Annotated in this window: 10 protein-coding genes; 6 read left to right on the forward strand and 4 right to left on the reverse strand. The window is 54.2% G+C overall.

What is annotated here, in order from left to right; all coding sequences use genetic code 11:
• Positions 1 to 105: 105 nt before the first annotated feature.
• Both F7R27_RS01480 and F7R27_RS01485 read left to right on the forward strand, forming a co-directional pair.
• Positions 106 to 1,203: a tetratricopeptide repeat protein gene (locus F7R27_RS01480; RefSeq protein WP_151702448.1), complete on the forward strand. Its 1,098-nt coding sequence runs from the start codon at positions 106 to 108 to the stop codon at positions 1,201 to 1,203.
• Positions 1,203 to 3,638: a bifunctional diguanylate cyclase/phosphodiesterase gene (locus F7R27_RS01485; RefSeq protein ID WP_206060337.1), complete on the forward strand. Its 2,436-nt coding sequence runs from the start codon at positions 1,203 to 1,205 to the stop codon at positions 3,636 to 3,638. Before F7R27_RS01480 ends, F7R27_RS01485 begins: the two co-directional genes overlap by 1 nt.
• A 7-nt stretch (positions 3,639 to 3,645) precedes the next feature.
• Here F7R27_RS01485 and F7R27_RS01490 read toward each other — a convergent pair whose 3' ends face one another.
• Together F7R27_RS01490 and F7R27_RS01495 are read right to left on the reverse strand one after the other, a co-directional pair.
• Positions 3,646 to 5,076 (reverse strand): sigma-54-dependent transcriptional regulator, encoded by a 1,431-nt coding sequence (locus F7R27_RS01490; protein ID WP_151702449.1) that lies wholly within the window; start codon positions 5,074 to 5,076, stop codon positions 3,646 to 3,648.
• Complete coding sequence (locus F7R27_RS01495) at positions 5,073 to 6,533, reverse strand: ATP-binding protein (RefSeq protein WP_151702450.1); 1,461 nt, start codon at positions 6,531 to 6,533, stop codon at positions 5,073 to 5,075. The genes F7R27_RS01490 and F7R27_RS01495 overlap by 4 nt, the downstream gene beginning before the upstream one ends.
• A 252-nt stretch (positions 6,534 to 6,785) precedes the next feature.
• Between F7R27_RS01495 and F7R27_RS01500 the strand changes: the two genes are divergently transcribed.
• Both F7R27_RS01500 and F7R27_RS01505 read left to right on the forward strand, forming a co-directional pair.
• Positions 6,786 to 7,238: an Lrp/AsnC family transcriptional regulator gene (locus F7R27_RS01500; protein ID WP_151702451.1), complete on the forward strand. Its 453-nt coding sequence runs from the start codon at positions 6,786 to 6,788 to the stop codon at positions 7,236 to 7,238.
• A gap of 212 nt (positions 7,239 to 7,450) precedes the next feature.
• Positions 7,451 to 7,828 carry a DUF4168 domain-containing protein gene (locus tag F7R27_RS01505; RefSeq protein WP_168927393.1) on the forward strand — a complete coding sequence of 126 codons (378 nt, stop codon included), beginning with the start codon at positions 7,451 to 7,453 and terminating at the stop codon, positions 7,826 to 7,828.
• A 64-nt stretch (positions 7,829 to 7,892) separates the two neighbouring features.
• Here the strand turns inward: F7R27_RS01505 and F7R27_RS01510 are convergent, their stop codons facing one another.
• Complete coding sequence (locus F7R27_RS01510) at positions 7,893 to 8,399, reverse strand: DUF192 domain-containing protein (RefSeq protein WP_151702453.1); 507 nt, start codon at positions 8,397 to 8,399, stop codon at positions 7,893 to 7,895.
• Positions 8,400 to 8,403: 4 nt separating this feature from the next.
• Positions 8,404 to 9,393, reverse strand: a complete 990-nt coding sequence (gene trhO, locus F7R27_RS01515) for an oxygen-dependent tRNA uridine(34) hydroxylase TrhO (protein WP_151702454.1) — start codon at positions 9,391 to 9,393, stop codon at positions 8,404 to 8,406.
• A 393-nt stretch (positions 9,394 to 9,786) separates the two neighbouring features.
• Here trhO and urtA point away from each other — a divergent pair, with 393 nt between their 5' ends.
• Together urtA and urtB are read left to right on the forward strand one after the other, a co-directional pair.
• Entirely contained in the window at positions 9,787 to 11,067 is a 1,281-nt protein-coding gene (gene urtA / locus F7R27_RS01520) for an urea ABC transporter substrate-binding protein (RefSeq protein ID WP_420846609.1), read from the forward strand.
• 163 nt (positions 11,068 to 11,230) lie between these two features.
• A complete protein-coding gene (urtB, locus tag F7R27_RS01525) occupies positions 11,231 to 12,853 on the forward strand; it encodes an urea ABC transporter permease subunit UrtB (protein WP_151702456.1) in 1,623 nt (540 codons plus the stop codon).
• Positions 12,854 to 12,855: the final 2 nt, after the last annotated feature.

Consider the following 12,855-nt stretch of genomic DNA (forward strand, 5'->3'; position numbering starts at 1 on the left):
CTGGTTCAGGGCATCATAATTTAGAAGAATGAACTGAATCTGCATTATAATGCGCTGTTCTGATGTTCCTGATCAGGAACTCATCAAGCGTGGGAGTGTCAGTTGGTGTTCAATCCAATCTGGAGTAGATGTGTGCGGCTACTGGCTATTCTTTGTTTGAATGTGCTTGTATTGAGCGGATGTGCCAATATTGCCCGCGAGCAGGTGGCTGGTTCTGGAGTTCAGGATGACTCCGCAGTGGCAGTTGAGCGCGAGGTGAAAGAGCTTTTCAATCAGACCTATATCGATCCACTGACTCGCTATCTGGAACGTTACTCCTCAAACCCTGCTCGGGCAGACTTTATCCAGCAGATAACCGCAGAGCGTGACCGACGCTGTGCCGATATTGCTGCACGCTATGACGGGCAACCCAGAAACCTGGAAACACTTGAGCGCTACCGCAGGGGCTATAACTATTCCTGCCCTGAGGATGTAGCGGCTTTTGAAGCTCAGGTGGAAGGGGTCATACCGGATGTAGATGAGCCGGATGACCGGACTCTATCGACTGCCTCTCCAATTGAAACTGCGCCTCCTGTTGAAACAGTGTCTGATGCACAACGTAATGAGTGTTATCTGCTGACCAAGATCCGTAACTTCAATGAAGCCAGAGCGCTCTGCCTTAAGCCGGCAGAGGCTGGAGATATGCGCTCACAACTGAACATGGCCGTCATTTCGCAGGCACTCAGAGACTATCCTCAGGCGTTGCATTGGGCTCGACTGGTGGCAGATCGCTCGCCGGAGGCACGCTTTGTGCTAGGGCAGTTGTTCGCTAATGGCCAGGGGGTGATGCAGGATTATGCCGAAGCGCTGACCTGGTTCCAGCGTGCGGCCAATGAGGATCATGCCGCTTCTCAGGCGGCACTGGGCATGATGTTTCTGCAGGGTCAGGGTGTTGCTGCCAATCCGCTGACAGCCCGTCAGTGGTTGCTGAAGGCGGCACGGCAGAATGATGGCCGAGCCCAGTATTATCTGGGTGAAATGAACGAGAAGGGTGTGTTGGCAGAGCGCGATCCACTGCAGGCGCTTGCCTGGTATGACCTTGCCAGCCGCAATGGTTTCAGAGAGGCTAGAGCCAGAATTGAAGCACTCAGCCAGCAGATTAACCCCGAGCAGTTTGCTCAGGCACAGGCACAGGTACGACAGATCATGGATGGTGGGCAGTAATGACCCGGGATGACACACCGGCTGCCCCAGGCCGTCTGCAGTTGTTCATGCAGACACTGCGTCACCTGAATCCCTCCAAGCAATCCATCGTCTGGGTGCTCCTGCTGCTGATCGGCTTGTTTATCGCCGGTATGTGGGTCATCTCCACGTTGAACCTGAATTTTTCCCAGAAGGCGATGAGTGAACTGCGTGAAGTGCAGTTGGAGGAGGTGTTCTATGCCAATCTGGACCGTATCAATGCCCAGCATCGCCTGCTGGAAAACTATACTGACGATCTGGCCCGCCTGGGCGAGCTCTTCTGGCATTTACAGCAGCAAACTGATGCGCAGCAAGCCAGGGAGTTTGAGGGTGCGTTGCTTGAGAAACTGAGAGACTTTCCGGATGCGTTCGGGGCAGGTGTCTGGTTCGAATCCGGTGCTTTCATCAGCGATGGCATCTATCATGGAGCCTTTGCCTACAGGGGGGATGGGGCCGAGCCTGTGCTGATGTCACTGGCGGAAGCAGGGCTGATGGATTATCGATCGCAGCCATGGTTTGAACAGGCAATGCCGAAAGACTGGTCATCTGCAGATAGGGATCTGCAGGCCTTTTACTGGACTCCGGCATACTATAATCCCGTTTCCGGGGCGGCGGTACTGACGCTGGTCAAGCCCATGTATGCCCGCAGTGGAGAGCTGATAGGTGTTGTCACCACTGACTGGCATGCGGAAAGAGTGATCGACCTGGTGAGTCAGGTTGAAGTGACTCCAAACACCTTTGCCTACCTGATTGATCGCAATAATCGACGACTATCTGCACTGAGTGAGATTGATGACAGTGAGCAGGCGCTGCAGGTGATGGATGTGATTCTGCAGGAGCGGCTGATCGACTCTCTGAACGAACGTATCCAAACATTACTGCCCGGTCTACAGCAGCGTGGCGTGACCATGCAGCATCACCGCCTGGCTGTTGACGGGCGTGAGTATGAGCTGAGTTTTGCTGCCACGAGCGCTGACATGCTGTTCGGCATAGGCGTTCCGCGTGATGAGATAGATGCTGTACTGCAGCCGATGCGAAGCAGTAATTTCCATATTCTGCTGCTGACGGGTCTGGTCATGCTGCTGTTGTCGGGTGTCATTCTGTACAAGGTGGTTGGGCTGATGCGTCAGTTACAGGCCTCCTATACCGATGAGCTGACAGACCTGCCGAACCGTGCCAGATTACTGCTCGATTTCGGCAGGCAACCCGGTGGCAGTCTGTTGCTGATCAACCTCGATGGTTTCAAGGAGATAAATGCCCTGTTTGGTCATGCCTGCGGTGATTATGTGCTGCGGGTGCTGGCAGGCTGGCTGAGAAGCTTCATCGAGAATAACCGACATCTGGGGCCTGTGCGCCTGTATCGACTGACGGCAGATGAGTTTGCGATACTGGGGCCTGACAGCTCACAAAAGAAAATGCAGAAGTATCTGCATGCACTGAATGACTATCTGCAAAGACGCAGCCTGATCTGGCAGGATCAGGAGATTACGATCGGAGTGACGCTGGGAGCTGCGATCCATCCACCTGATCAGTCAACTGCTTCTGTTTCGCAGGACAGCATGATCACCTGGGCGCGCTTTGCATTGAAGCAGGCGCGTCTGCAGCAGAAGAACTATGTGATTTACGATCTGGACCAGCGCATTGAAGATGCCTATGAGTACAATCTGCTCTGGGCCCGCCGCGTCAAGGAGGCGCTGGAGGATGACCGTATTTTGCCGTTCTTCCAGCCGATCCATGATAACCGCAGTGGTCAAATCACCAAGTTTGAGTGTCTGGTGCGCATGCGTGATGAGTCAGGCGAGATTGCAAGCCCCGGGCAGTTTCTGGATGTGGCCAGGAAGTTGCGTCTGGATCGGCAGCTTACCCGGATCATGGTTGAAAAGAGCCTGGCGACCTTTGCGCATACACCCTATGAGTTTTCGATCAACCTCTCCTATGCAGACCTGCTGGATCAGGATCTGAGCCATTTCATTATTCAGAAGCTGGATGAAACCGGACTTGGGAAGCGCATTATTTTCGAGATACTGGAGTCAGATGGCATCGAAAACTATCAGGAGGTGCGGCGCTTCATAGATGAGGTGAAACGGCGCGGTTGTCGTATAGCCATTGATGATTTCGGCACCGGCTACTCCAACTTTGAGCATCTGCTGCGACTGAATGTGGATCTGATCAAGATCGATGGCAGTCTGATCCGCAATCTGGACTCTGACCCTGCTGCTTTCAGTGTCACGCAGGGGATAGTCAACTTTGCGCGCAGCCTGAACATGGAAACAGTGGCTGAGTTTGTTCACAGTGATGCCGTTCAGGAAAAGGTTCGTTATCTGGGTGTGGATTTTTCACAAGGTGCTCATTTCTCCATGCCACAGGCTGAACTGGTGACAGTGTCTGAGGTTCAGCAACCGATCAGGCAGGATTGACCTGACACTAAGTCTGCTCCTGCTCTTTTTCATCCAGCCAGCGATACAGTGTGCGTCTACCGATACCCAGCAGTGCGGCAGCTCGGCGTTTATTGCCACCTGTTTCCTTGAGCACCCGCTGGACGTAGCGTTTCTGCAGCTGTTCCAGCGTCGGTAGTACCGCTCCGGCCAGCAGACCCTCCTCCTCACTGCTCGATGCATGACTGCTGTTGTTATTGGCAGTGCTGCTGAGGGTGTGTGTCTGTGGACGAATCGTCTGCTCCAGCAGGCGAGCAGGCAGGTGCTCCGGCTGGATCGTGTCACCCTGGCAAAAGGCAACGGCACGTTCCACGATATTCCTCAACTCTCGCACATTGCCGGGAAAGTCATACTCATGCAGGTGTTGCATCGTTTTCCGGCTGAATCCTGAAATGGATTTTTTCTGGATTGCCGAGTGTTGCATCAGAAAACGCTGGGCCAACAGCTCCATATCCTCTGCCCGCTCGCGCAGAGGGGGCGACAGCAGGCTGAAGGTTTCCAGTCGGTAATAAAGATCCTCACGGAACTCGCCGCTGGCCACTTTCTCTTTCAGGTCACGGTGTGTTGCTGCCATGATCCGGACATCCACCTGCTCTTCGTGATCAGTGCCAACCGGGCGGATGGAGCCATCCTGCAGGGCGCGCAACAGTTTGGCCTGAAGCGCCAGTGGCATCTCGGCTATCTCGTCCAGCAGCAGAGTGCCGCCATCTGCTTCCTGCAGCAGTCCTTTGCGCTGCTTACGAGCTCCTGTAAAGGCGCCTGCAGAGTGGCCGAAGAACTCACTTTCCAGCAGCTCCTGCGGAATGCCGGCACAGTTGACGGCCAGGAAAGGCTTTGCGGCACGGTCACTCTCGGCATGCAATGCGCGGGCGATCAGCTCCTTGCCGGTGCCACTCTCACCATTAATCAGCACCGGTCCCTGTGCCCGCGCAATCACTCGTATCTGCTCAAACAACTGGCGCATGGCAGGACTCTGACCCTTGAGGTCATGCAATCCCTGGTCATCAGACAGGGTGCGAAAGCGTTGCACCTCCTGGCGCAGTTCACGGGTTTCCAGCACACGCTGTACAGTCAGCACGAAATGGTCCAGATCCAGCGGCTTGGTCAGGAAATCATCGGCGCCGGCCTGCAGTGCTTCCACCGCCTGACGGACGCTGCCAAATGCTGTGATCACGATGATGGCGGGTGGAACCTTCGGCGCACTCTCCATGATTTCACGCACCAGTGTCATACCGTTTCCATCCGGCAGGCGCAGGTCGGTGATAATAAGCGCTGGCAGGGCGCTGAGCAGCGAGCTGCGCGCCTCGGCCAGTGTCTTGGCATGACGGATTTGCCAGCCATCGGCCTCCAGTTCGTCCAGAATCAGCCGTGCCAGGGCCGGGTCATCCTCTACCAGTAATAAGGGGGTGGCCTGCTTCATAGGGTTGCTCCTGTCGATGGATGAGCTTCGTCAGCTGGAAAGTGCAGCTCAAAGCGCGCCCCTCCCAGGTCGCTTTTTTGAATATCCACACGCCCCTGATGTTCACGCATGATCCGCTTCACGATGGCAAGGCCCAGACCGCTGCCGTCTCCCGGTGCCTTGGTGGTATAAAAGGGCCGAAACAGATGCTCCATCTGCTCTGGAGAGACCCCCGTGCCGGCATCGTCTACAGACAGCACGACACCCTCATCGCATTGCCAACCCAGTATGACAGGGCCTTCGGGGCAGGCCTGACAGGCATTACGCATCAGATTGATCAGTGCCTGCTCCAGCATCAGCGCATCACCCCGAATACGGCACTCAGGGCCTGCTGCAAGCTGGATCTGCAGTCCTTCATCCTGTAGCTGTTTGCGTGCACGTGCGACCAGCGCGGCAACATCCAGTGAGTGGGGTTGGGCCCGGACGCTGCGCCCATAAGAGAGCAACTGCTCGACAATAGCGGTCATGCGCTGGGCCTGATGGCGGATATCTTCCAGTTCACTGATATCCTGCGCCTGAGTATGGCGGCGCAGCAGGCGTCTGGCACGGCCATCTACGACACTCAGTGGTGCGCCCAGTTCATGAGCAACACCGGCAGACAGCTGCCCCAGTGCCGCAAGTGTTTCTGCTTCGCGCAGTTGTCCGGACAGGCGTTCCTGCTCTTTCTGCTGCTCTCTGGCCCTGTACTCTGCCTGCTGGATCGCATCCAGCATCTGATTAAGTTCGCTGGCCAGCCGCATCACTTCGCGTGGTCCCTCCGCTGTGGCACGATGATCTCGCTCGCCGGATTCAACTTTACGGATGCTGTCCAGCAGGCGTTGCAATGGTTGTCCGATAGCGCGTTGATGGGTCAGGCTGAGGGCGCCCAGTATGAGCAGAGACGCCAGTGCAAAGCCACCCCAGGAGCGGTATTTCAGTTGTTTCAGCTCGGCCTCGATGTCGCGTCGCAGACGAGTCACCTGCAGCAGCCCGCTGGGCTGACCGAGATGGTCGAACAGAGGCAGAAAGAAGGAGTAGACATCACGTCCTCGAATGCTTTCATACTGTGCGTATTCGCCATCGACGGTCATCTTCAGTGCTTCATCTGCCTGGCTCTGAGTAGGCCTGACCGCACCGAAGCTGATCAGACGCTGCCCATCGGCATCAAACAGATAGGCACCGTACACTTCGGTGATATCGAAGATGGAGGCGAGGCTGTTTTGCAGCTGTTCAACATCATCGCGTTGCAAGGCTTCGGTTACGGGGAGCCGAATCGCTCTGGCAACAAGGCTCAGGTCACGTTGCAGCCGCTCTTCGGCGAAGTGACCCACTACACTGATTGTGGCGGCGAGGATGACCGCGAGCATCAACAGAAGGGGCAGAGCGACCTGCAGCAGTAGAACAGAACGAAGACTTCCGGGGGTGAGTTTGAGACGCATGCTTGACCTGTTGCTGGCAACCAGAGGCCAGCAGCCGCTGATAGCGAGTAGAGTTCATCTAAGATACATGTGCCAAAATGTCACATATGATGTTTGCGGTCAAATGCTGACCGACGACAAAGCCAGAAAGGGTGAGTTGTTTGTTCTATGATTTTCATATTTTGTGGCATGATCTGCTTTATATGGTCATAAAATCTATTTTTTATCGCTGATTTGAACCAGTGTGTACCCACTTTACTGCAAGAGGTCTCTATGGATAAAACGGATCGCAGAATTCTGTCACTGCTTCAGGTGGATGGTCGTCTATCGAATGTTGAACTGGCAGACCAGGTGAGTCTGTCTCCTTCACCCTGCCTGCGGCGTGTTAAAAGACTGGAGGAGTCAGGTGTCATCACCGGTTATCACGTGGCGCTGGACCGCACTCGTATTGGACTGCCTATGACGGTGTTTGTAGAGATTCGATTGGAAAATCATCGTGATGAAGCCAGTCAGATCTTTGAACAGACAATTATGGATATGCCGAATGTACTGAGTTGTCATGTGATCTCGGGCGCGGCGGATTATCTGCTGGAGGTGGTGGTGGAAAGCCTCCTGAGCTATGAGATCTGGCTGAAAACGGTGCAGAAACTGCCGGTGGTCAAGGATATCAACAGTAATTTTGCAATCAGAACAGTTAAGACGGCCACCGCCTTGCCGCTGGACTGATATAACCTGCCATATCAACTCATGTGTCATATGGGCACATGATGAGGGGCTTTTCAGGTTGCTAAACTCCTTGCTCCGATAGTGCCGGATTTGTAAATATGAATATAAAACATATGCTTAAATATTTTTATACAAGTTGGCACAATGTTCGCAATAGCCTTGGTAGCAGATATAGCTCTATTAACCACTGTATTACTCCAAGGAGAGAACCCATGAAACGATTCACGAAACTGGTTATTGCATCCATCCTGGCTGGTGGTATCGGCGCTGCAACCATCACTCATGCTCAGGGTACAGCTCCTCAGGCTGGTGGTATGGCACAGCAGGGAGCAGTTACCTTTGATGACACTCAGTTGCAGACTTTTGTCAGTGTGCAGCCTGTACTGGATGGCATCCGCTCTGAATATGCACAGCGCCTGGAAACAGCCTCTGATGCGGATGCTGCAGCAGCCTTGCAGGAGGAGGCCGGTCTGGAGATGGTGAGTGCCGTTCAGGAAGCGGGTCTTGATGTGAATACCTACAACCAGATTGCCATGACCATGCAGCAGGATCCTGAACTGCGTGAGCGAGTCGAATCCATGATGAACTGATCATCATTAGTCACAAGATTAATCCAGCGGTAAGTTTCTTTCAGGAAGCTTTGATCAGTGAGCTTCAATCAGGCTGCTGATCTTCTATCAGTCTGATCCGGTCGCCCGGGACTATGCCTTTCCTGGCAAACCATCCCTGATTGACCTCAAGACCAAACTGCGCCGGTTTAGTGGCGCAGTGGGTCTCATCCGACAACGGCTGCATATCAAAGAATTCGATTATGCGGCCGTTTCTGTCTATGTAAGCCAGTGTCAACGGTATCAGCGTGTTGCGCATCCAGAAACACTGTTGCTGGCGATCATCCAGAATGAACAGCATGGCACTGTCTTCCGGTAACGACTCACGCCACATCAGTCCCTGAGTTTTCTGTGCCGCTGTTTCTGCGATCTCCGTATCAAGCAGATGCTCGCCGACCTGCAGCTTTACCCGCTCAAACTCAACTGCTTGAAGTTGTTGAGACTTGATCAGGCGAGGGGTATTGCTCAGGTAAGTTGCATCACCCAAAGCCAGCGCACTCAGACTGATGCCAATCAGCAGCGCTGTGCTTTTCAGACAAGTGCGCAATGGCATGGTATCAGGCCTCCGTGGGTGTCTTGCGCTGATGTTCACGCTTGGCCTGTTTCTTGGCCTTGCGCTGCTTAGCCTGCTCTACCGCTTCTGTGCCTATATGTGCTTCGCCGCGCTCACGTGCAAGCTGAATCTGAAGTTCGCGTGAGGCAAAGCGTTGCCTCTGCTCCGGTGTCAGTTTGTCATGGCAGTGGGGGCAACTGATGCCTTGAACATAATGTTCACTGGCGCGATCCTCAGTCGACAGGGGTGAACGGCAGCCTGCACAGAGTTCGTAGTTGCCCGGTGTCAGGTCATGATTGACGGTGACGCGGTTATCAAACACAAAGCACTCTCCCTCCCACATTGACTCCTGAGCTGGTACCTCTTCCAGATATTTCAGTATGCCACCGTGCAGATGGTACACCTCTTCAAAACCCTGCTCCTTCAGAAATGCGGTGCTCTTTTCGCAGCGAATTCCCCCAGTGCAGAACATGGCCACTTTCTTGTGTTGTTCGGGGTTGAGTGTGTTGCGAACATAATCCGGAAACTCGCGAAAACTGGATGTTTCAGGATTGACTGCACCCTTGAAGGTGCCGATCTTCACTTCGTAACTGTTGCGTGTATCGATCAGCAGCACCTCGGGGTCGGAGATCAGGCTGTTCCACTCTTTGGGTTCGACATAGGTGCCAACTACCTGTTTCGGGTCAATTCCCTCCACACCCATGGTCACTATCTCTTTCTTGAGTTTGACCTTGCTACGGTAAAACGGCTGGGCGTCAACCAGCGACTCCTTGTAGTCGATACCGCTGAAACGCTCATCGCTAGCGAACCAGGCCTTGAGCAGATCGATCACTTCACGTGTGCCGGCGACGGTACCATTGATCCCTTCGCTGGCCAACAGCAGAGTGCCGCGGATGGCATGCTTTTCCATCAGTTGGGTCAGGGGCTGACGCAACTCCTGATGATTATCAAGGGTGACAAATTTGTACAGAGCACAGACAACAATAGTGGACATTCAATAACCTCTCCAGCAGGCCGGATCGTAAATCCGGGGCTGATAAACATGATGATGACAGGATGCTGAGCCAGGCTGGCATTCTGCCTCGATTCGGTGCGGATTGTAGCATATCGATGCTGTTTTGCCTGCCTGAGCGTAGCACGGGTGTCATATGGGAAATGTACACAAAATAACCCGCACCTGTTTTGTGCTTCCAATCAGGCTTCGCACCAAAATGACCTCTTAACTCACTTGATGAAATCGTTTATCTGTTGGAAACAGACGTTTAATCCTTGTAAATCAGAGGGCTGTAAAACTGGTATGAAACCTGCTTTATCAATGCAGAAATTCAATAAGCAAGTCAGAAATCAGCTTTGCACATAACGAAACGGGGACTAACCGATGAAACAGATGAAAAGAAAACTGGTAACGGCTTCATGTACCCTTGCTCTGTCTATTGCAGCCATTACAGCGCAGGCGGCAGACACGATTAAAGTAGGCGTACTGCACTCTCTGTCCGGCACCATGGCGATCAGTGAGACCACACTGAAAGACACCATGCTGATGCTGATCGAGGAGCAGAACAAAAAAGGTGGTCTGCTGGGCATGCAGCTTGAAGCGGTGGTTGTGGATCCTGCATCTGACTGGCCACTGTTTGCTGAGCGTGCGCGTGAGTTGCTGGAGCGCGACAAAGTTGCTGCAATTTTCGGTGCCTGGACCTCTGTTTCACGTAAGTCGGTACTGCCAGTGGTTGAGGAGCTTAATGGCCTGCTCTTTTATCCGGTTCAGTATGAGGGTGAAGAGTCTTCCCGTAACGTGTTCTATACTGGTGCAGCGCCCAACCAGCAGGCGATTCCTGCTGTCGATTATCTGATGAATGAACTGGGTATCGAGCGCTGGGTGCTGGCGGGTACCGACTATGTTTATCCACGTACCACCAACCGCATTCTGGAAGCCTATCTGAAGTCTCACGGTGTGGCAGAAGAGGATATTCTGATCAACTACACGCCGTTTGGTCACTCAGACTGGCAGACGATCGTTTCCGATATCCGCAGCTTTGGTTCTGCAGGTAAGAAAACCGCCGTGGTCTCCACCATCAACGGCGATGCCAACGTGCCCTTCTACCGCGAGCTGGGTGCTCAGGGTGTTTCTGCTGAAGATATCCCGGTCATTGCCTTCTCGGTCGGTGAGGAGGAGCTTTCAGGTATCGATGCTGCGCCACTGGTCGGCCATCTGGCGGCCTGGAATTACTTCATGAGTGTGGACACTGAAGAGAACGATGCCTTCATTGATCAGTGGCATGCTTTTATCGGTAATACCGACCGAGTCACCAATGACCCGATGGAGGCTCACTATATCGGTTTCAACATGTGGGTTGAGGCAGTTAACAAAGCAGGCACGACTGATCCTTCAGCTGTTCAGGAAGCGATCATCGGTGTGACCGTGCCCAACCTGACCGGTGGCTATGCCGCCATGATGCCTAATCACCACATCACGAAACCTGTGTTGATCGGAGAGATCCAGGCAGATGGTCAATTCGAGACGGTATGGCGTACGCCCAGCACTGTGGTGGGTGATGCCTGGTCTGATTTTCTTGAAGGCTCCAAGGATATCATCTCCGACTGGCGCAAGCCGCTGGAGTGCGGCAACTACAATGTCGTGACCAAAACCTGCTCTGGCCAGACATTCTGATCTTCATGCCAGCAGCCTGAGGCTTCAGAGGTTTTCTGAGTGCCGACTGGCTGCTTTAAGCCTGCTCGGTTGATAGCAACCGGTCAGGATTTTTTATGCACAGGGATGTGAAGTATGCTGGCAACGCAGGAGTAGTTGCCAGCTCAGCTCCAGGTATTCACCTATGACAAGCAGAATAATACGCTGGCTGCTCGCCAGTGGGGTGCTCCTTGCCTGCCTTGCTGTCAGTGCAGGCATCCAGGCCCAGACTGATGATCAGGTTCTTCTTGAGGTACAGGCTCTGCTGGTGTCACCCAATGCCCCGGATAAAACCGTCGCAATTGAACGGCTGGCACAAGCCGATCATCCCAGAGCGCTGGAGATCTATGCTCTGCTGCTGGACAGCAAACTCTATTTCAACCGTGCTGATGACTTTCTCTATGTGATTGATAATGTAGTGGAAGGGGCTCCGGCACTGGCGCTGTTGAGTCAGGAGACCAGCCTGATTGAAAGGCGTCGTGATTATCGCCGTGTCGCGATCAACAATGCGCAGCGCACCCAGATCAGGCGCGTTATGGCTCAGACCGGTCTCAACCATGAGCGGATGGAAGTGCGTGTTGGCGCGGTACAGCAGTTGATGGGCGATCTGGATCAGGATGCGCTGACACTGATTCGTGAAGCCTATGTGTCAGAAACGCATGGCCGGGTACGTGATCTGATGGCGGTGGCGCTGGCGATCGATACGCTGACCAGCGGTGATGAAGCTGCCCAGCGTGATGCCATCAGCGTGCTGGGTGGCTCGCTCGAACCGCGAGGCAGAGTGGCCCTGGTCAGGTATGTCGAGGCTACAGATCAACCCCGGCTCAAAACGCTGGCGGAGCAGGCGCTGGTCGGGATAGATCAGCAGGTCAGGTTCTATAAGGGGCTGGAAACCGTATTTTTCGGTCTCAGCATGGGCTCTGTACTGGTACTGGCCGCGATCGGTCTGGCTATCACCTTTGGTGTCATGGGGGTGATCAATATGGCACATGGTGAGCTGATCATGATCGGTGCCTACACCACCTTCGTGATCCAGCAACTGATGCCGAACCATATCGGGCTCTCGGTGCTGGTAGCGGTGCCCGCTGCGTTCATTGTCTCCGGGCTGGTCGGTATCGCCATTGAGCGAGGTGTGATTCGTTTTCTCTATGGTCGGCCCCTGGAAACCCTGCTGGCGACCTTTGGTGTCAGTCTGGTCCTGCAACAGGCGGTGCGCTCCATCTTCTCACCGCTGAATCGCTCGGTGCAGACGCCGGAGTGGATGAGCGGCATGCTGCATTTTAATCCGGTATTTGCCGTCACTTGGAACCGTCTCTATATCATCCTTTTCTGCCTGATGGTGTTTTTCCTGCTGTTGTTGATCCTGAAGCGGACGGCACTGGGACTGCAGGTGCGTGCTGTATCACAGAACCGTGCCATGGCGCGTGCCATGGGGGTGCGCTCGGAGCGGGTCGATATGATGACATTTGGCCTGGGTTCCGGTGTGGCCGGGATTGCCGGTGTCGCACTGTCACAGCTGACCAATGTCGGGCCCAATCTGGGTCAGGCCTATATCATCGACTCCTTCATGGTCGTCGTTTTCGGCGGTGTCGGTAATATCTGGGGCACGCTGGTGGCTGGGATGACCCTCGGGGTTGCCAACAAACTGATGGAGCCCTGGGCGGGTGCCGTGCTGGCGAAGATCCTGGTGCTGGTGTTCATCATTCTGTTTATCCAGAAACGTCCACGCGGTCTCTTTCCGCAACGTGGCCGTGCGGCGGAGGGTTAAAA

Source organism: Nitrincola alkalilacustris (assembly GCF_008973755.1).
In the GTDB taxonomy this organism is placed as follows: Bacteria; Pseudomonadota; Gammaproteobacteria; order Pseudomonadales; family Balneatricaceae; genus Nitrincola; species Nitrincola alkalilacustris.

What these genes read in the sequence shown, in the direction of transcription:
- F7R27_RS01485 (WP_206060337.1), top strand. Translation starts at nt 1,203, where the DNA reads ATGACCCGGGATGACACACCGGCTGCCCCAGGCCGTCTGCAGTTGTTC.
- F7R27_RS01490 (WP_151702449.1), bottom strand. Translation starts at nt 5,076, where the DNA reads ATGAAGCAGGCCACCCCCTTATTACTGGTAGAGGATGACCCGGCCCTG.
- F7R27_RS01495 (WP_151702450.1), bottom strand. Translation starts at nt 6,533, where the DNA reads ATGCGTCTCAAACTCACCCCCGGAAGTCTTCGTTCTGTTCTACTGCTG.
- F7R27_RS01500 (WP_151702451.1), top strand. Translation starts at nt 6,786, where the DNA reads ATGGATAAAACGGATCGCAGAATTCTGTCACTGCTTCAGGTGGATGGT.
- F7R27_RS01505 (WP_168927393.1), top strand. Translation starts at nt 7,451, where the DNA reads ATGAAACGATTCACGAAACTGGTTATTGCATCCATCCTGGCTGGTGGT.
- F7R27_RS01510 (WP_151702453.1), bottom strand. Translation starts at nt 8,399, where the DNA reads ATGCCATTGCGCACTTGTCTGAAAAGCACAGCGCTGCTGATTGGCATC.
- trhO (WP_151702454.1), bottom strand. Translation starts at nt 9,393, where the DNA reads ATGTCCACTATTGTTGTCTGTGCTCTGTACAAATTTGTCACCCTTGAT.
- urtA (WP_420846609.1), top strand. Translation starts at nt 9,787, where the DNA reads ATGAAAAGAAAACTGGTAACGGCTTCATGTACCCTTGCTCTGTCTATT.
- urtB (WP_151702456.1), top strand. Translation starts at nt 11,231, where the DNA reads ATGACAAGCAGAATAATACGCTGGCTGCTCGCCAGTGGGGTGCTCCTT.